General features: G+C 64.9%; 16 protein-coding genes. 10 read left to right on the forward strand and 6 right to left on the reverse strand.

Annotation, left to right across the window (positions count from 1 at the left end; all coding sequences use genetic code 11):
• Window positions 1-227 precede the first annotated feature (227 nt).
• The 4 genes from prpD to CGLY_RS13320 all read left to right on the forward strand — a co-directional run bounded on the left by prpD (window position 228) and on the right by CGLY_RS13320 (window position 7,546).
• Window positions 228-1,742, forward strand: coding sequence for a 2-methylcitrate dehydratase PrpD (prpD, locus tag CGLY_RS13305; RefSeq protein ID WP_038550062.1), 1,515 nt, complete (start codon window positions 228-230; stop codon window positions 1,740-1,742).
• The gene (gene prpB / locus CGLY_RS13310; RefSeq protein WP_038550063.1) at window positions 1,743-2,657 is read left to right on the forward strand and encodes a methylisocitrate lyase; all 915 of its coding nucleotides are present in this window, start codon (window positions 1,743-1,745) and stop codon (window positions 2,655-2,657) included.
• Between the two features lie 66 nt (window positions 2,658-2,723).
• The gene (locus tag CGLY_RS13315; protein WP_038550064.1) at window positions 2,724-3,872 is read left to right on the forward strand and encodes a bifunctional 2-methylcitrate synthase/citrate synthase; all 1,149 of its coding nucleotides are present in this window, start codon (window positions 2,724-2,726) and stop codon (window positions 3,870-3,872) included.
• Between the two features lie 188 nt (window positions 3,873-4,060).
• Window positions 4,061-7,546 carry a pyruvate carboxylase gene (locus CGLY_RS13320; protein ID WP_052540200.1) on the forward strand — a complete coding sequence of 1,162 codons (3,486 nt, stop codon included), beginning with the start codon at window positions 4,061-4,063 and terminating at the stop codon, window positions 7,544-7,546.
• Between the two features lie 216 nt (window positions 7,547-7,762).
• Here CGLY_RS13320 and CGLY_RS13325 read toward each other — a convergent pair whose 3' ends face one another.
• A complete protein-coding gene (locus tag CGLY_RS13325; protein WP_320406888.1) occupies window positions 7,763-8,167 on the reverse strand; it encodes an Lrp/AsnC family transcriptional regulator in 405 nt (134 codons plus the stop codon).
• A gap of 134 nt (window positions 8,168-8,301) precedes the next feature.
• Between CGLY_RS13325 and CGLY_RS13330 the strand changes: the two genes are divergently transcribed.
• Entirely contained in the window at window positions 8,302-8,937 is a 636-nt protein-coding gene (locus CGLY_RS13330) for a LysE family translocator (protein WP_038550066.1), read from the forward strand.
• Here CGLY_RS13330 and purB read toward each other — a convergent pair.
• Window positions 8,934-10,373: an adenylosuccinate lyase gene (purB, locus tag CGLY_RS13335; RefSeq protein WP_174411446.1), complete on the reverse strand. Its 1,440-nt coding sequence runs from the start codon at window positions 10,371-10,373 to the stop codon at window positions 8,934-8,936. The genes CGLY_RS13330 and purB overlap by 4 nt on opposite strands.
• Before the next feature lie 150 nt (window positions 10,374-10,523).
• On the opposite strand from purB, the gene CGLY_RS13340 reads away from it, so the two are divergent.
• On the forward strand, window positions 10,524-11,540 hold the full coding sequence (locus CGLY_RS13340; protein WP_038553072.1) for an ABC transporter substrate-binding protein: 1,017 nt from the start codon (window positions 10,524-10,526) through the stop codon (window positions 11,538-11,540).
• 24 nt (window positions 11,541-11,564) lie between these two features.
• Here the strand turns inward: CGLY_RS13340 and CGLY_RS13345 are convergent, their stop codons facing one another.
• The 4 genes from CGLY_RS13345 to purD are packed head-to-tail and all read right to left on the reverse strand — an operon-like array spanning window position 11,565 to window position 14,984.
• Window positions 11,565-12,041, reverse strand: a complete 477-nt coding sequence (locus CGLY_RS13345; protein WP_038550068.1) for a DUF6985 domain-containing protein — start codon at window positions 12,039-12,041, stop codon at window positions 11,565-11,567.
• A gap of 19 nt (window positions 12,042-12,060) precedes the next feature.
• Window positions 12,061-12,915 carry an Fpg/Nei family DNA glycosylase gene (locus CGLY_RS13350; RefSeq protein WP_038550069.1) on the reverse strand — a complete coding sequence of 285 codons (855 nt, stop codon included), beginning with the start codon at window positions 12,913-12,915 and terminating at the stop codon, window positions 12,061-12,063.
• A complete protein-coding gene (locus CGLY_RS13355; RefSeq protein WP_144313692.1) occupies window positions 12,915-13,682 on the reverse strand; it encodes a hypothetical protein in 768 nt (255 codons plus the stop codon). Before CGLY_RS13355 ends, CGLY_RS13350 begins: the two co-directional genes overlap by 1 nt.
• An 18-nt stretch (window positions 13,683-13,700) precedes the next feature.
• Window positions 13,701-14,984: a phosphoribosylamine--glycine ligase gene (purD, locus tag CGLY_RS13360; protein ID WP_038550071.1), complete on the reverse strand. Its 1,284-nt coding sequence runs from the start codon at window positions 14,982-14,984 to the stop codon at window positions 13,701-13,703.
• A gap of 32 nt (window positions 14,985-15,016) precedes the next feature.
• Here purD and CGLY_RS13365 point away from each other — a divergent pair, with 32 nt between their 5' ends.
• The 4 genes from CGLY_RS13365 to CGLY_RS13380 all read left to right on the forward strand — a co-directional run bounded on the left by CGLY_RS13365 (window position 15,017) and on the right by CGLY_RS13380 (window position 17,947).
• On the forward strand, window positions 15,017-15,445 hold the full coding sequence (locus CGLY_RS13365) for an HIT family protein (RefSeq protein WP_038553075.1): 429 nt from the start codon (window positions 15,017-15,019) through the stop codon (window positions 15,443-15,445).
• Window positions 15,445-16,428, forward strand: a complete 984-nt coding sequence (locus tag CGLY_RS13370; protein ID WP_144313693.1) for an esterase/lipase family protein — start codon at window positions 15,445-15,447, stop codon at window positions 16,426-16,428. The genes CGLY_RS13365 and CGLY_RS13370 overlap by 1 nt, the downstream gene beginning before the upstream one ends.
• A gap of 216 nt (window positions 16,429-16,644) precedes the next feature.
• Window positions 16,645-17,196 carry a PadR family transcriptional regulator gene (locus CGLY_RS13375; RefSeq protein WP_038550072.1) on the forward strand — a complete coding sequence of 184 codons (552 nt, stop codon included), beginning with the start codon at window positions 16,645-16,647 and terminating at the stop codon, window positions 17,194-17,196.
• Window positions 17,197-17,200: 4 nt separating this feature from the next.
• Complete coding sequence (locus CGLY_RS13380) at window positions 17,201-17,947, forward strand: ABC transporter ATP-binding protein (RefSeq protein ID WP_081803933.1); 747 nt, start codon at window positions 17,201-17,203, stop codon at window positions 17,945-17,947.
• Window positions 17,948-17,952: the final 5 nt, after the last annotated feature.

Genomic DNA, 17,952 nt, shown 5'->3' on the forward strand with positions numbered 1-17,952 from the left:
CCACCCCCGGGCGTCCCGGCATCAAATGAGGTACCGGACGACGCCGGGGGTGACGGCGGACACTCACGCCGACCACCGTTTCCGAAACAGAACCATCACCCCGGACGCCGATGGCATAGTGGACGCTGAAAGCATGTGTCAGCAGTCACAGTACAGTCGCAGCGCCGCCTGGGGCCGCTGACACGGTTACGCACCCCGAGCACCCGAGCCTCTAGGAGTTCCACCCCGTGGAGAAGCACACCGTTCGCGTTCACCCTTCTGCTGAAGAGTTCCCGAAGAAGGAGCACCTGGCCTGGAAGGTCGCCGAAGTCGCGGCCGATCCGGTGGCCGTCCCGCAGGATTCCGCCGACATGGCGGTAAACCGCATCATCGACAACGCCTCGGTGGCGGTCGCGTCCGTGCTGCGCCGTCCGCCGTCGACGGCCCGCTCCCAGGCGCTGAGCCACCCGTACTCCCCCGGTTCGACGGTCTTCGGTGTTCCCGGCACGTACTCGCCGGAGTGGGCTGCCCTGGCCAACGGCACCGCCGTGCGCGAACTCGACTTCCACGACACCTTCCTGGCTGCCGAGTATTCCCACCCGGGTGACAACATCCCGCCGATCCTGGCCACCGCCCAGCACAAGGGACTGTCCGGCGCCGAGCTCGTCCGGGGCATCGTCACCGGCTACGAGATCCAGGTCGACCTGGTCAAGGGCATCTGCCTGCACGAGCACAAGATCGACCACGTCGCTCACCTCGGCCCGTCGGTCGCTGCCGGCATCGGCACGCTGCTCAAGCTCGACACCGAGACCATCTACCAGGCCATCGGCCAGGCGCTGCACACCACGACCGCCACCCGTCAGTCCCGGAAGGGCCTGATCAGCTCCTGGAAGGCATTCGCACCGGCCTTCGCCGGCAAGATGGCCATCGAGTCGGTCGACCGTGCGATGCGCGGCGAGGGTGCACCGTCCCCGATCTGGGAAGGCGAGGACGGGGTCATCGCCTGGATGCTGGACGGCAAGGACGCCAACTACACGGTGCCCCTGCCCGCCCCCGGAGAGGAGAAGCGCGGCATCCTGGACACCTACACCAAGGAGCACTCCGCGGAGTACCAGTCCCAGGCCCCGATCGACCTGGCACGGCGTATGGGCCAGCAGCTCCGCGACCAGGGACAGGACCTGTCGCAGATCGAGTCCATCGTCCTGCACACCAGCCACCACACCCACTACGTCATCGGCACCGGTGCGAACGACCCGCAGAAGTTCGACCCGGACGCCTCCCGGGAGACGCTCGACCACTCCGTGATGTACATCTTCGCCGTCGCCCTCCAGGACGGTGAGTGGCACCACGAGCGCAGCTACTCCCCGGAACGGGCGCACCGTGGCGAGACCATCGAGCTGTGGAACAAGATCAGCACCGTCGAGGACCCGGAGTGGACCCGCCGCTACCACTCCACCGACCCGAATGAGAAGGCTTTCGGCGCGCGTGCCGTCATCACCCTCACCGACGGGACGGTCCTGGAGGACGAGCTGGCCGTCGCCGACGCCCACCCGCTGGGAGCGCATCCCTTCACCCGTGAGCAGTACATCGGCAAGTTCCGCACTCTGGCCGAAGGTCTGGTCGATGACAAGGAGCAGGACCGCTTCCTCGAAGCCGCCACCAACACTCTGGAGCTCGGTGCCGGCGACCTCAACCAGCTGACCGTCACGTTCTCCCAGGATGCGCTGGCACGCGCGCCGAAGATCACCGAGGGGCTGTTCTAGATGCCCGGCCTGTTCTCAAGCAACGTCACCCCCACCGACCGTCGTACAGCGTTCCGCAAGGCATTGACGTCCGGGACGATTCAGCGGTTGCCCGGTGCTTTTTCACCCCTGGTGGCCCGGGCCATCCAGGAAGCCGGACTGGACGGCGTCTACGTCTCAGGTGCAGTCGTCGCAGCGGACCTTGCACTTCCGGACATCGGACTGACCACTCTCACCGAGGTGGCGGGACGCTCCCGGCAGATCGCCCGCGCCACGGACCTGCCCGTCCTGGTCGACGCAGACACCGGGTTCGGTGAACCCATGTCCGCTGCCCGGACGGTCAGCGAGCTGGAAGACGCCGGTGTTGCGGGGTGCCACCTCGAAGACCAGGTCAACCCGAAGCGGTGCGGCCATCTCGACGGCAAGGAGGTCGTCCCGACCGAGTTGATGCTGCGCAGGATCACTGCCGCCGTCAACGAACGTCGCGACGATTCTTTCGTGATCTGTGCCCGTACCGACGCTGCCGCAGTCGAAGGCATCGACTCCGCCATCGAACGGGCGAAGGCCTACGCCGATGCCGGGGCCGACCTGATCTTCACCGAGGCACTGCACACCCCTGCGGACTTCGAGAAGTTCCGTGCAGCGGTCGACACTCCCCTGCTGGCGAATATGACCGAGTTCGGGAAAACCGAGCTGCTCAGCGCGAGCACGCTGCAGGACATCGGCTACAACGCGGTGATCTACCCCGTGACCACCCTGCGGATCGCGATGGGTCAGGTCGAGGCAGCGCTGAGCGACATCGCCGAGACCGGCACCCAGACCGGTTGGATCGACCGCATGCAGCACCGTTCCCGATTGTATGAACTGCTGCGTTACAGCGAGTACAACGCCTTCGACACAGATGTCTTCACCTACACCAGACCGGACGACAACTAGCTCCGACCGGCACCACCACCCGACACCACCACACGGTTGTCACCACCAACTGAAAGGACTTTCCTGATGAGCGAGAACAACACAGAGATCCGCAAGGGCCTCAACGGCGTCGTCGTCGACTACACTGCCGTGTCCAAGGTCAACCCGGAGACCAACTCCCTGACCTACCGCGGTTACCCCGTTCAGGAGCTTGTGGAGCACTGCAGCTTCGAGGATGTCGCCTACCTGCTCTGGAACGGCGAACTGCCCACCTGGCGCGAGTTCCAGGAGTTCGGCCAGCGCGAGCGTGCGCTGCGCCCGGTCACCCGTGGACTACTGGATCTGATCGCCTCGTTACCCAAGACCGCCCACCCGATGGACGTGGTCCGCACGGCCGTGAGCTGGCTGGGCACCCAGGACGTCACCAACGAGGACAACGGCTCGGACACGGTGCGCCGGACGGGACTGAGCCTGCTGGCCAAGCTGCCGGCGATCATCGCCTACGACATGCGTCGTCGGCACAACCTGGAGTTCATCCCGCCGTCACGCACCCGGGACATCGCATCGAACTTCCTGTACATGTGTTTCGGTGACGGACCGGACTCACCCGCGAACAACATGGACGACGTCAAGGCGTTCGACCAGTCGCTGATCCTGTACGCGGAGCATTCGTTCAACGCCTCCACGTTCACCGGTCGCGTAATCACCTCGACGACGTCAGACGTCTACTCGGCGGTCACCGGTGCCATCGGTGCGCTGAAGGGTGCGTTGCACGGCGGCGCCAATGAGGCCGTGATGCACAACTTCCTCGAGGTCGATGATCCCGCCAAGGCCGAACAATGGGTCCTGGACAAGGCCGACAACAAGCAGAAGATCATGGGCTTCGGCCACCGTGTGTACAAGAAGGGCGATTCGCGGGTTCCGTCGATGGAGAAGGCGATGCGCCGCACCGCCGCCAACCACGACGGTGACAAGTGGGTCCAGATGTACGACAACATGCAGGCTGCGATGGAAAAGCGTACCGGCATCCTGCCGAACCTGGACTTCCCCGCCGGCCCGACGTACTACATGCTCGGTATCGACATCCCCTTCTTCACACCGATCTTCGTGATGGCCCGCGTTGTCGGATGGACGGCCCACATCGTAGAGCAGAACGAGTCCAATGCACTGATCCGCCCGCTCAGCGCCTACAACGGCGAAGACCAGCGGGTCGTCGAGGAGAACATCGGACGCTGACGGGTACCCGGGCTCCCCTGCACCCGTTTTCTTGCACGCACCCGTGCTGACGGTCACCACCGTCGGCACGGGTGCGTTGCCATCCGCATCCCCTTCTCGACAGTGGCGTAGATCACCAGTATTCTTTAAGGCTGGTCTGACCACACAGCTCCGATTGAACCCACCTGCACCCGGAAAGGACGCCTTACATGGCTGACCCTGCGAACCACACCGGCACCACCACACCCGCCGGCACCACGACACCACCCGCGTTCTCCAAGATCCTCGTCGCCAACCGCGGCGAAATCGCGGTGCGTGCCTTCCGCGCCGCCTACGAAACCGGGGCATCCACCGTCGCGGTCTACCCCCGCGAAGACCGCAACTCCTTCCACCGCTCCTTCGCCGATGAGGCGGTACGCATCGGCACCGAGGGTTCGCCCGTCAAGGCATACCTCAACATCGACGAGATCATCCGCGCCGCAAAGCAGACCGGGGCTGACGCCGTCTACCCCGGTTACGGCTTCCTCTCGGAGAATGCGGAACTCGCCCGCAGGTGCGCCGAGAACGGCATCACCTTCATCGGCCCATCCCCGGAGACCCTGGACCTCACCGGCGACAAGTCCGCCGCGGTCGAGGCGGCCCGCCGGGCCGGACTCCCGATCCTCGACGATTCAGCCCCTAGCGAGGACATCGACGAGCTCGTCTCCTTCGCAGAAGGACGCACCTACCCGCTGTTCGTCAAGGCTGTCGCGGGTGGCGGAGGACGCGGCATGCGCTTCGTCGGTTCCCCCGACGAACTGGCAGAGAAGGCCGCCGAGGCGTCCCGTGAGGCCGCCGCGGCTTTCGGTGACGGTCGTGTCTACATCGAACGTGCGGTGATCAACCCGCAGCACATCGAGGTGCAGATCCTCGGCGACACCCAGGGCGACATCATCCACCTCTTCGAGCGTGACTGTTCCCTTCAACGTCGTCACCAGAAGGTCGTGGAGATCGCCCCGGCCCAGCACATCTCCGAGGAACTGCGCGACCGGATCTGCGCGGACGCGGTGACGTTCTGCAAGTCGATCAACTACTACGGTGCCGGCACCGTGGAGTTCCTCGTCGACGAGAACGAGAACCACGTCTTCATCGAGATGAACCCGCGCATCCAGGTCGAGCACACGGTGACCGAGGAGGTCACCTCCATCGACCTGGTGAAGTCGCAGATGAACATCCTCGCGGGCGCGTCCCTCGAGGATCTGGGCCTGAGCCAGGACAGCGTCCAGCTGCGTGGCGCCGCCCTGCAGACCCGTATCACCACCGAGGACCCGAACAACGGTTTCCGCCCGGACACCGGCACCATCACCGCGTACCGCTCCCCGGGTGGAGCGGGTGTGCGCCTCGACGGCGCCGCGTCCCTCGGTGGCGAGATCACCGCTCACTTCGACTCGATGCTGGTGAAGATGACCTGCCGTGGTGCGGACTTCGCCCAGGCGGTCACCCGTGCCCAGCGCGCCCTCAACGAGTTCACCGTCTCCGGTGTCGCCACCAACATCGGTTTCCTGCGAGCGCTGCTGCGTGAGGACGACTTCCAGAACAAGCGCATCTCCACCTCCTTCATCGCCGACCACCCGTGGCTGCTGCAGGCCCCGCCGGCCGATGATGAGCCGGGCCGACTGCTCGACTACCTGGCCGACGTGACCGTCAACCGGCCCAACAGCGGGCGCCCGACGGACATCGTCCCGCGCCGTAAGCTGCCGGCCGTCGTCGCCCAGCGCGACGCGAAGTCCGCTGGCGAGGGCGTCATGGCGCCGCCGGTGCCGCTCGGCACCCGCGACCGGCTCCTCGAAGTTGGTCCGGCGGAGTTCGCCCGGCAGCTGCGCGCACAGAAGCCCCTGGCTGTCACGGACACCACCTTCCGTGACGCCCACCAGTCCCTGCTCGCCACCCGCGTGCGCACCACCTCCCTGGTCTCCGCGGCGGAGGCCGTCGCCCGGCTCACCCCGGAGCTGCTCTCCGTCGAGGCCTGGGGCGGTGCAACCTACGACGTCGCACTGCAGTTCCTCCACGAGGACCCGTGGGAGCGGCTGGACCAGCTACGCGAGGCGATGCCGAACACCAACATCCAGATGCTGTTGCGCGGCCGCAACACCGTCGGGTACACCCCGTACCCGGACGTGGTCTGCAGGTCCTTCGTCACCGAGGCCGCGAAGAGTGGTGTGGACATCTTCCGCATCTTCGACGCCCTCAACGACATCGACCAGATGCGCACCGCCGTCGACGCGGTCCTGGAGACGGGCACGGGTGTCGCCGAGGTTGCGATGGCCTACGCTGGTGACCTCTCGAACCCTGCCGAAGACCTCTACACCCTCGACTACTACCTGCATCTGGCCGAGCAGATCGTCGAGTCCGGCGCCCACGTCCTGGCAATCAAGGACATGGCCGGACTGCTCCGCCCGCAGGCTGCGTCCACCCTCGTGTCCGCACTCCGGTCCAACTTCGACCTGCCCGTGCACGTACACACCCACGACACCGCCGGCGGCCAGCTCGCCACCTACCTCGCCGCGGCGGACGCCGGCGCGGATGCGGTGGACGGTGCTGCCGCGTCGATGGCAGGGACCACCTCCCAGCCGTCGCTGTCCGCGATCGTCGCCGCCTTCGCCCACACCGACCGGGACACCGGCATCTCGCTGGACGCGGTGAACTCCCTGGAGCCGTACTGGGAGGCCGTCCGCTCCCTCTACAGCCCGTTCGAGTCCGGCCTCGCCGGTCCGACGGGCCGGGTCTACACCCACGAGATCCCCGGTGGTCAGCTGTCCAACCTGCGGACCCAGGCCACCGCTCTCGGCCTCGGAGACCGTTTCGAGCTCATCGAGGACGCCTACGCCGGTGTCAACAAGCTGCTCGGTCGTCCGACCAAGGTCACCCCGTCCTCCAAGGTCGTCGGCGATCTCGCGCTACACCTCGTCGGTGCCGGTGTGACGGTCGAGGAGTTCGCCGCAGACCCGCAGAAGTACGACATCCCTGCCAGTGTGATCGCCTTCCTGCGCGGTGAGTTGGGCACGCCGCCCGGTGGCTGGCCGGAGCCGCTGCGTACGAAGGCCCTAGAGGGCCGCGCATCCACCGCCTCCCGTGTCACCGAGGTCCCGGCTGAGGAGGAGGATCACCTGAACGGTGACTCCTCCGAGGAGCGCCGGGCCTCGCTGAGCCGCCTGCTGTTCCCGAAGGAGTCGGAGGGCTTCGCCGAGCACAAGCGCAACTTCGGTGACGTGTCGATCCTGTCGGACCGGCAGTTCTTCTACGGCCTCGAGGAGGGTGAGGAGACGGTGGTGCGGATCAAGGGCAACCCTCCGATGGTGGTCCGCCTGGATGCCGTCGGTGAACCCGACGAGAAGGGCATGCGCCAGGTCGTGATGAACGTCAACGGCCAGATCCGCCCGATGCGGGTGCGGGACCGGTCGGTGGAGTCGGTCACCGCAGCCGCCGAGAAGGCAGACCCGTCCCTGGCCGGTCACGTCGCCGCACCATTCGCCGGGGCCGTCACGGTCACCGCCAAGGTGGGTGACACGGTCGCTGCCGGTGATGCGGTGGCGGTGATCGAGGCGATGAAGATGGAGGCGTCAATCACCGCCCCGGTCGCCGGCAGGATCGCCCGGGTGGTGATGAGCCAACCAACGAAGGTTGAAGGCGGCGACCTCCTCGCCGTCGTGGAGTAAGCAGTCGTGGAGTAAGCAGTCGTGGAGTAGCGAGACCGCTGCTGGAGTTCACAGCATTCCCCTGAAAGGTCTCCTCCGAAATAGTTCTAGCCCCGTGCACGCATCCTCACCGGATGTGTGCACGGGGCTAGAACTATTTCCACCGCTGGGCAGTCGGTGTCGCCGGCAGTGTCCGCAGCGTCGGCGCCTGGCCCACACCTTTGAAGGCGACACGCTCTAGACGACAGGCCCTCTGGACCCGTCCACGACCCGTTTCATCACCATGGTGGAGTTCAACCGCTCCACCCCTGGCAAAGTGCCGAGCACGGAATCGTAGAGTTCCTGGTAGCCGGCCATATCGCGGGTCAGTGTCCGCAGGATATAGTCCGTCTCCCCGAAGAGCCGCTCTGCCGAGACGATGGCCGGCTCTGCTTCGACAGCGTCCTCAAACGCGGCGACGGTGGCCTGGTCAGTTCTGCCCATGGTCACCATGACCAGCGCCTCGAAGGTGAGACCGAGCGCCTCGGGATCCACCGCGGCATGGTACCCGCGGATCACCCCCGTGTTCTCGAGATCACGGAGCCGACGGTGACATGTCGACACACTCAACCGCGCCTGGTCGGCAAGGTCCGTGACGCTCATCCGTCCATCCTCCTGGAGCAGTGATACTATTTTCCGGTCAATCGCATCCATGGAAGATATCTTCCCACACATGCCCGGATAGACGCCGAAACTTCGAAACACATTCCCCACTACCTGCAATAAGCTTTCATGTTATGGAAGCTACTCTGGTCCTGCAGTTCGCAGTCACGGCCGCACTACTGACTCTGGTCCCCGGCGCGGACTGGGCCTACGTCATCAGCACAGGCACCCGCAGCCGGTCCGTCGTCCCTCCCGTTCTCGGACTCGCCAGCGGATACGTCGTGCTCGTCGCCGCCGTCGCAGTGGGCGTCGGCGCCCTGGTCTCGTCGCACCCGGACGTCCTCACGGTGGTGACGCTCGTCGGCGCCTGTTACATCACATACCTGGGGGTGAGCACCCTGCGAAACCTGCGGGGCGCCGACGGGACCCTACTCCTCACCGACGAGGGATCACCCGCGGACGGCAACGACGGACTGCGCCTTTACCTGCGGGGTATGGGTGTCAGCGGCATCAACCCGAAAGCGATGCTGATGCTGCTCGTCCTCCTGCCGCAGTACCTGACCCCCGACGGATGGAGCTCAACCGCCCAGACCGGACTCCTCGGCAGCATCTTCATCCTCGAGGTCGTCGTAATCTACTTCGGTGTCGCTCTTTTCGCCCGGTCACTGCTGCTGGGTCGGCCTCGACTGAACACCGCAGTGACAGGGGTCTCCGGAGTCCTCCTGACCGGGTTCGGGATCTGGCTGCTCCTGGATGTTCTCGCGTTCTAGAGGATGTCGTCCGGCCGGTAGAACGCGGCCTCCGGGTGGGCGGAGACCAGCGCGTTGATCCGGGCAAGGACCCGGTCGACCTGGTCTTCGGCCGCACCGATGAACGCGTGACGGTCGGCGAGCGCATTGCTCAGCGCGTCTTCGTCGAGCGGAAGCCGCTCATCGGCCGCCAGACGCTGGACGAGGTCCTGGTCCGCACCGTTCTCCCGCATATTGAGCGCCACGGCAACCGCGTTCTCCTTGATGACCTCGTGTGCCGTCTCCCGTCCCACTCCGGCGCGGACCGCCGCCATGAGGATACGGGTGGTGGCGAGGAACGGGAGGTAGCGTTCAAGCTCCCGGTCGATCATCGCCGGGAACGCGCCGAACTCGTCGAGGACGGTGAGGAACGTCTCACACATGCCGTCGAAGGCGAAGAACGCGTCGGGGAGAGCGACACGGCGCACCACCGAGCAGAAGACGTCACCCTCATTCCACTGTGATCCGGCGAGGTCAGAGGCCATGGTCATGTAACCGCGCAGGATGATCTGCATGCCCCCGACACGCTCGCAGGACCGCGCGTTCATCTTGTGCGGCATAGCGGACGAGCCGACCTGCCCCTCCTTGAACCCCTCGGTCACGGTCTCGTTCCCCGCCATCAGGCGGATGGTCATCGACAATGATGACATCGCCGCACCCAGTTCCACCAGAGCAGAGAGGGCATCGAAGTCGAGTGAGCGCGGGTAAACCTGTCCGACGGAGTCGAATATTCTGGCGAAGCCGAGTTCATCGGCGATGATCTGCTCGAGGGCGGCCAACTTCTTCGCGTCACCCCCCAGCAGGTCGAGCATGTCCTGGCTGGTGCCCATCGGCCCCTTGATCCCTCGCAGCGGGTAACGGTCCAGCAGGTTTTCGATACGCTCGATCCCCACCATGAGTTCATCCGCCGCGGAAGCAAAACGCTTGCCCAGGGTCGTCGCCTGTGCCGCGACGTTGTGCGACCGTCCTGCCATCACCAGGGACTTGTACTCCGCGGCATGGCGCCCGATCTGGGCGAGGACGGCGACGGCCTTGTCACGGGCGATGGTCAGCGACCGGTGGATCTGCAGCTGCTCCACGTTCTCGGTCAGATCCCGGCTGGTCATCCCTTTGTGGATGTCCTCGTGGCCCGCCAGCGCATTGAACTCCTCGATGCGCGCCTTCACGTCATGCCGGGTGACCTTTTCACGCTCCGCGATCGAGTCGAGGTCGATGGTGTCGATGACACGCTCGTAGTCGGCGATCGCCACACCGGCGATATCGATGCCCAGGTTCTTCTGCGCCTTCATCACCGCGATCCACAGGCGGCGCTCCATGAGGATCTTGTCCTCAGGGCTCCAGATAGCAGTGAGTTCAGCGGAGGCGTAGCGGTTCGCCAGGACATTCGAGATTTTCTTTTTGTCAGCCACGGCAACCAGTATCCCATAACCAATTGCCACAGTGACTACTGTGCAAGGCTGGTGCCCGGCCCTGGTAGTCACGACTGGTTCGCGATCATCGGTGACCGCGTCGAGGACCTCGAACGATTCAGCACGCGCTGGCAGGGAAAGCCACGCTATCCTAACTCCATGAAACTTCTTCGCGCAGTCGGCGCGGTCCTGGTGCCGGCGGTCGCCGTCGGCTTGTCCCTCAGCTCCTGCTCCTCTGGATCCGGAGACGACACCGCGTCCGATTCACCGGATTCAGCAACCACGTCACAGGCGTTTCCGCTGACCGTGAACCACCATCGCGGATCCACCGAGATCCCCGAAGCGCCCCAACGCATCATCGCCCTCGACAACGCATTCCTTGACTACGCGGTGGACCTGGGCGGCACCGTCGTCGGCGTCTCCGATATCGGCGCCGAACTGGTCCCGACCTACCTTGACGACGACCAGGCAGAACGCGCCGCGGATGTCGAATCTGTGGGGAACATCGCGGAACCGCAGCTGGAGAAGATCGCGGCTCTGCAACCTGATCTGATCCTGTCCTCCGACGTGCGGCACAAGCAGTACTACGACCAGCTCACGGAGATCGCCCCCACCGTGTTCAGCGAAGACACCGGGGACACCTGGCAGGAGAACTACCTGTTGACCGGCGAGGCGCTGGGGAAGAAAGAGCAGGCCGAAGGCCGACTCACCGCGATCCGCGACCGCGCCGGCCGCATCGGCGACCGGATTCGGGACGAGGGCCCGGACGATGTACCGGATGTCAGCGTCGTACGGATCAAGGACGAGAATACGATCAGGCTGTACGGAGAAGACACGTTCTCTGGTTCTGTGCTCGCGATGGCAGGTCTGCCGCGTCCCAAGAACCAGGAGTCCGGGTACCCGGGGCAGGATTTCGGAATGTATGTGGTTTCCCGGGAAAATCTCGACGAGGCGGATGCTGACCTGATCCTTGTGTCTGTTCCCGAAGAAGGCACCGCCAAGGCGAAAGAGTGGGCCGCCATCTCGGACGCCGTGCTCGGCACCGCGACATGGACCGCCTTCGACGGACGCAAGGTCGACGTGGACGAAGGGACCTGGATGACCTCGGTCAGCCCGATCGGGGCAGATCACATCCTCACCGATGTGGCTGAAATCTTCGACGTCGACGGTGAGTGACTTTCCTCGGGATCACTCCCCGTATCAGTCCCGGATGAAACCGTCATACTCGCTGACTCGGGTGACCGCTTCACCGTTACGCAACACGATCTGAAGGCCGTGCTCCGGTTCCCAGTCACACTCGTTCTCGGTGATGATGAACCATTCGTCAGTCTCGTCGTCCAACTCGACGGTCGCCGAGGCCCCGAGGGTCACGAAGTTCCAGACGTCAGCCGGCTCGGTGATCTCCGGAATACCGTAGTCCTCGCGCTCCTCGGCAGAGAACTCTTCCGTTGCCTCCCGGTAGTAGGCGAAGACCTGGGAGGTGGCGGCCTTGAGTGCCGACTCTGGCAGAGACCGGTAGTTCGACAGACACGTCGCGACCTCGTCAATGTCGACGTCCTCGTCGTCGTGGATGACGGTGAACTCCACGTCATCGCCCACCACGTCAACGCTCAGCGTCGCCGTCCACTCGTCGTCACTGTCACTGAACTGGCCGTGTCCCGGAATCTCGATCGTCATGCCGCAACCCTAACGTGCCTCAGCGCCCCGCCTGACACACCGGGCACCAGTAGATCTTGCGTGCGGCCATCTCCCCCAGCTCAACGGGAGTCCCACACACCAGGCAGGGAAGTCCGGCACGTCGGTACACGTACACTTCACCGCCGTGGTCATCCTTACGTGGATCGCGTCCCATCGCTTCGGGAGTGTGCTCGTCACGGACCGTATCAATCCGACCGTGTTCCAGGCCGTAGTCCATGAGCACGACCATGTCGTCCCAGATGTCCCCCAGCTCTCCCTCCGTCAGCGACGTTCCCGGAAGGTTCGGGGTGATACCGGCGCGGAACAGTGCCTCGGTGCGGTAGATGCTGCCGACGCCGGCGTACATCGACTGGTCCATCAACAACGCGCCGATCGGCTTCGATGACCGGCGGGTCCGGGTGAATGCCCGCTCCCGTTTCTCCTCGTTGAGAATCCCGTCCTCCGACGGTCCGCCGACGGGACGCAGGGGGTCGACGCCCAGCTTCCCCAACGCCGTGTCCTCCTCGGACGGGCCGATGACGACACACCGCTGCGGTCCGCGTAGATCGGCTGCGACGTCTCCGTTGTCGATCCGGAGACGCACCTGACCACGGGGTTCCGCGAACGGCTCCAGCGTGAACGTACCGATGAGACCGAGATGGATGTGGATGATCCGTGCGTCCGGCGCGGTTGCGTCACCGAAGTGCAGGAAGAGGTGCTTTCCCCAGGCTTCGGCGCCGGCGAAGTCCCGGCCGTCCAGCGACGCGGCCTCGGTTGCGAAGCGTCCCTGCGGCGACGAAACCTTGACCGGTGCCCCGGCGAACTGTGTGTTCAGCTCACGGGCGAGGCGATGGATCACATGACCTTCAGGCATCAGCGCTCATCCGGGTCAGTACCACGAATCCTGTCGACCTGTCGGTCCACGAGATCCAGGAGAAGCTGCGGTTCTTCGACACCACTGGCGTTGATCCTGAACACCACATCATCGACTCGACCCACGACGACTGACGCCGGGTTGTCGCCGCTCGGGGAATCGGAATCGTTGACCACGGTGATCACATGGACATCCTCCGCCCCGAGAACGTCAGCATCAGAGACTTCGGTCTGGTAGTTCACCGCAGGACTGTCCGGGTCCATCTCGGAACTCTGTGTGAAAGACGCACATTCAGAAAGGTCATCCGGCAGCGCCATACCGGTGTTCTCCGGGTCGGTGGAGATCATCGCATTGATCACGCCGGGATCGTTCTCATCCTGTGGCAAGAACTCGACTGCAGCGGCGGTGTCAGGATTGTCCTGAAGTGTCGCGAGAATACTCACTGCGCGAGGAGCCAGTGAACCACACTGTTCCGGCTCAGTTCTGGTCGACCCTGCAATGTTCCGGAGCTCATCGGCGGTAGCCTCTTCCCCGTCTTCGAGGACATCGGCGACATTGTTCCACTCGTAGCCGGCGGGGGTGTCAGAGTCCGTCAGGATCATGTCGGCCGGATCATCCGACACCGCACTACCGGACGTGTCACCACTGCTTTCACTGCTCGTGGCACCTTCCGAGTCTGCATCGTCCGAGGAGCAGGCTGCCACTCCAAGAAGAAGCCCTGCAGCAGTGAGCGCGGCACATGTACGGCGGAGAGTCTTGTCAGTCATTCATCCAGCCTATCCGGTTCAGCGTCCCGGAATCGCGATGCGCCCCTCGACCGCTGCCAGGCCAATGTCCGTACGGAAGTGGCCACCCGGCAACGAGATCTTGTCCAGCTCGTCGTAGGCGGCGGCGCGGGCGTCGTCCAGCGTCGCACCCTTACCGATCACATTGAGCACGCGTCCGCCGGCAGACACCAGCACCCCGTCCTTCTCCGCGACGCCTGCAGCACGGATTCCGCGGGCTTCATCCCCGGCGGCAACACCGGAGATCTCCACCCCGGTGACCGGAGACGCCGGGTAGTTCTCTGCGGCGAGCACAACCGTGACCGCATACCCGTCCTGCCATTCGAGCGGCGGGAGCTCATCCAACGTCCCGGTGGCCACCGCGTTGAGCACCCCACCCAGCGGGGTGGTCAGGAGATCCAGGACGGCCTGCGTCTCCGGGTCTCCGAAACGACAGTTGAACTCCACGACGGCAGGACCGTCCGCACCCCAGGCCAGCCCCGCGTACAACAGACCGGAGAACGGGCAGCCTTCCTTCACCATCTGGGCAGCAACCGGGGCAACCACGTCATCGACGATGGTCTGCACACCGTTTTCCGGCAACCACGGCAACGGGGTGTAAGCACCCATGCCTCCGGTGTTCGGGCCCTCGTCATTGTCGCCGACACGCTTGTGGTCCTGGGCGGGGAGCAACGGAACCACGGTTTCGCCATCCACCAGGCAGAACAGTGAGACTTCGGGGCCGTCAAGGAAGCTCTCCAGCAGGACCGGATTCCCGGCGGCATGGACGTAGTGGACGTGCTCGAGAGCTGCGTCGCGCTCCGGAGTGACGACAACCCCTTTGCCGCCGGCCAGACCGTCGTCCTTGACGACCCAGGTAGGACCGAACCGGTCGATGGCCGCAGCAATGTCGTCCTCCGTGGCACCAGGAAGAATCGACTCGGCATGGGCGGTCTTCACCCCCGCAGACGCCATGATCTCCTTGGCGAAGGCCTTGGACCCCTCGATCCGCGCCGCGGAGGCCGACGGCCCGAATACGGCCACACCTGCGTCACGGAGCGCATCCGCCACCCCGGCAACCAGGGGGATCTCTGGCCCGATGACGACCAGATCGGCCGACAGATCCCGGGCGAGGGCGACGACAGCGTCTGCGTCGTCCCCCTTGATCCCGGGGTGAAGGGTGGCGACCCCGGCGAGACCGGGGTTACCGGGTGCGACGTGCACCTCACTGACCTCGGGATCAGTGGACAGTGAGTAGGCCAGGGCGTGTTCGCGGGCTCCATTGCCGATGACGAGTGTGCGCATGGCTGACCAGTTTAGCCGCTACCATCGACAGCATGGCTTCCGTATTCAGCAGCATCATCTCCGGCGATCTCCCGGGCCGTTTCGTCTACCGGGACGACACCGTCGCCGCCTTCCTCACCATCGAACCTGTGGCCTACGGCCACACGCTGGTCGTGCCGGTGGAGGAGGTCGACAAATGGACCGACCTGGACCCCTCTCTGTGGGCACACCTCAATGAGATCGCCCAGCATGTCGGCGCAGCGATCGTGGAGGAGTTCGACGTTCCCCGCGCCGGTTATCTGATCGCCGGTTTCGAGGTTCCGCACGCCCACATCCATGTCTTCCCTGCCTCGGACATGTCGGGGTACGACCTGTCGAACGCACTCGGCATGAACGACACCGACCCGGAGAAGATGGACGAGGCCGCCGAAAAGATCCGTTCGGGCCTGCGGTCCCGGGGAGTCGACGTTAGCAGCAGCTGATGGAGCAAGAGATCGAATCCATCGCCAAGGCGATCGCCGAGGCAGAGTCTGAGGCACAGCAGGTGCAGCAGGAACAGTTCCAGGAAGCCCCCGGAAAGATGATCCTCAACCAGCTGTCGCAGTTCACCGACGGTGTGCGCAACACCCTGGAGTTTCCGTCGCGCCTGCTTCCTCGGACGCCGCAGCTGCCGGGTGGAACGACCACGCTGCCGATCGGCGCCCGTCAGTACACCGTCGGCTTCGTCGACGATCTGTGGCACGCACGCCCCACCGAGGAACGGCCGTACCCGGTGGTGCTGTTGCATGGAACGATCTCCTCGAAGAATGCGTGGCAGAACCTCGTCGTCTCCCTCCGGGACAAAGGGTGGGTGGTGTTCGCCCCGGACTACGGCATCCACGGCACGCAGGACGTCCTGACTTCGGCGCGGGACATTGCCGCCTACCTTGACCAGGTGCTCGCTGCCACCGGGGCAGAGAAAATCGACATCGTGGGGCACTCCCAGGGCGGACTGCTCGCGCGGTACTGGATCAATGAGATGGGTGGCGCGGACAAGGTCCATCACCTGGTCTCACTGTCCGCCCCGCACCATGGGACGACGGTCCGGGGGCTGCTCGCGTCAGTGATCACGGCCAGCGAGACGACAGTGCGCGTGGCGGAGGCGGTCGTCAGCAAGATGATGGGTCCGGCCGGCATGCAGCAGGTCGTGGGGTCCCCCCTGATCGAGACGATGACGACCGGGCCTGAGACCCGACCAGGCATCCGGTATTCCTGCCTGGCGACGCGCAATGACACTACCGTCGTCCCGTTCGAGACCACGTTCCTGGAGCCGGATTCGGGGGACGGCCCCGGTGGCCCGGCACGGGTGTGGAACGCCTTTCTGCAGGATCACGGGGTGAGCCGGGTGCGTCACGATGAGATGCCTGCTCATCCGGAAGTGCAGGATCTTGTGGTGAAGATCCTCGAGGAAGGGTTGCGGGATTGAGCGTCACTTCGCGGTAGCGCTCCCGCACCCCCGGCTTATGTTGGTCTGACACCCCTCTGACCGACGCAAGTGTGGGGTCTCAGGACGCGAAGCACTCCTCGGCGGTCCGCAACGTCGCAAAGCTTCCTCACCCACCCTTGCTTACTCGGTAAGTTACCGAGTAACGTTCTAAATACTTACCGAGTAAGCAACACCTTCTCAGCCGAGGAAGACACCATGTCCATCAAGTTCGCCCTGCTCAGCCTTTTAGCCGAGCAACCCAGGAGTGTCGGGAAGTTGAAGTCCGACTTCGAGACCCGCACGCGGGACACCTGGCCCGTCAACGTCGGACAGGTCTATCAGACGATCCAACGCCTCGCGCGGGACGGACTCATCGAAGTGACTGGCTCCGACACCGGCGCATCAGGACGGCACACCGAGATCTACGCCGTCACCGACGCCGGCCGCTCCGAACTCACCACCTGGTGGCATTCCCCCGTCCTGCCACCCCCCAACGACCGGGATGACCTGGTGATCAAGACTGCCATGGCAGCGTCTACGACTGGAGGACTACCGGACGGCATGGACTTCGCGTCGGTGCTGCACAACCAGCGGCTGGCTGTCCTTGACGAACTGCGGGCACTCACCAGGAAGAAATCAGAAGTCCCTCCGTCCACTGCGGCCGACAGGCTGCAGCTCGAGCGCCGGATCTTCGATCTCGAATCCCAGGTCCGCTGGCTCGACCAGATAGAAGCTCTGCCACCTGCCACAGAAACCGAGGAGAACTGAGACCATGACACGCCCCAACAACACCTCGCCCCTGTCTCCCCGGCGCCTGTCCGGCAACGAGTCCGAGGATGCGACAACGTCCGCCGCAGCTCTGCACCTCGACCAAGTCAGCAGGATCCACCAGGACGGCCCGACCACAGTGACCGCACTCGACCGCGTTACGCTGACCATCGAGCCTGGTGAGCTGGTTGCGGTGATGGGCCCGTCGGGGTCCGGAAAATCGACGTTGCTCAACGTTGCCGGCACGCTGGACACCGCCAGCGATGGCCGCGTCCTCGTCGCCGGGGTGGATGTCTCGCACCTCTCCGCGCAGGCCCGCGCGGAGGTACGCCGCATCCATGTGGGCTACGTCTTCCAGGATTACAACCTGATCCCGACGCTTACGGTGGCGGAGAACGTCTCACTGCCGATGGAGCTCAACGGTACGAGGAGGAAAGACGCCCGCACCGCAGCACTCAACGCCCTGGAAGAGATTAGTCTCAGCGACCTTGCCGACCGATTCCCGTCGGAGGTCTCGGGCGGCCAACAGCAGCGCGTCGCCGTGGCACGGGCCCTTATCGGCGACAGGCACCTTTTCCTCGCCGATGAGCCCACCGGCGCCCTGGACTCGGTGACTGCCGAATCCGTGATGTCGCTGCTACGAAACCGGGTTACTGACGGCGCCGCCGGGCTGTTGGTCACCCATGAGCCCCGCTTCGCCGCGTGGGCTGACCGCACCGTGCACCTGCGCGACGGCCGGATCGTGGAGTGATCATC

This window comes from Corynebacterium glyciniphilum AJ 3170 (genome assembly GCF_000626675.1).
In the GTDB taxonomy this organism is placed as follows: Bacteria; Actinomycetota; Actinomycetes; order Mycobacteriales; family Mycobacteriaceae; genus Corynebacterium; species Corynebacterium glyciniphilum.

What these genes read in the sequence shown, in the direction of transcription:
- purD (WP_038550071.1), bottom strand. Translation starts at nt 14,984, where the DNA reads ATGCGCACACTCGTCATCGGCAATGGAGCCCGCGAACACGCCCTGGCC.
- CGLY_RS13325 (WP_320406888.1), bottom strand. Translation starts at nt 8,167, where the DNA reads ATGAGCGTCACGGACCTTGCCGACCAGGCGCGGTTGAGTGTGTCGACA.
- CGLY_RS13330 (WP_038550066.1), top strand. Translation starts at nt 8,302, where the DNA reads ATGGAAGCTACTCTGGTCCTGCAGTTCGCAGTCACGGCCGCACTACTG.
- CGLY_RS13345 (WP_038550068.1), bottom strand. Translation starts at nt 12,041, where the DNA reads ATGACGATCGAGATTCCGGGACACGGCCAGTTCAGTGACAGTGACGAC.
- CGLY_RS13350 (WP_038550069.1), bottom strand. Translation starts at nt 12,915, where the DNA reads ATGCCTGAAGGTCATGTGATCCATCGCCTCGCCCGTGAGCTGAACACA.
- CGLY_RS13370 (WP_144313693.1), top strand. Translation starts at nt 15,445, where the DNA reads ATGGAGCAAGAGATCGAATCCATCGCCAAGGCGATCGCCGAGGCAGAG.
- CGLY_RS13340 (WP_038553072.1), top strand. Translation starts at nt 10,524, where the DNA reads ATGAAACTTCTTCGCGCAGTCGGCGCGGTCCTGGTGCCGGCGGTCGCC.
- prpB (WP_038550063.1), top strand. Translation starts at nt 1,743, where the DNA reads ATGCCCGGCCTGTTCTCAAGCAACGTCACCCCCACCGACCGTCGTACA.
- CGLY_RS13315 (WP_038550064.1), top strand. Translation starts at nt 2,724, where the DNA reads ATGAGCGAGAACAACACAGAGATCCGCAAGGGCCTCAACGGCGTCGTC.
- CGLY_RS13365 (WP_038553075.1), top strand. Translation starts at nt 15,017, where the DNA reads ATGGCTTCCGTATTCAGCAGCATCATCTCCGGCGATCTCCCGGGCCGT.
- CGLY_RS13355 (WP_144313692.1), bottom strand. Translation starts at nt 13,682, where the DNA reads ATGACTGACAAGACTCTCCGCCGTACATGTGCCGCGCTCACTGCTGCA.
- CGLY_RS13380 (WP_081803933.1), top strand. Translation starts at nt 17,201, where the DNA reads ATGACACGCCCCAACAACACCTCGCCCCTGTCTCCCCGGCGCCTGTCC.
- CGLY_RS13320 (WP_052540200.1), top strand. Translation starts at nt 4,061, where the DNA reads ATGGCTGACCCTGCGAACCACACCGGCACCACCACACCCGCCGGCACC.
- CGLY_RS13375 (WP_038550072.1), top strand. Translation starts at nt 16,645, where the DNA reads ATGTCCATCAAGTTCGCCCTGCTCAGCCTTTTAGCCGAGCAACCCAGG.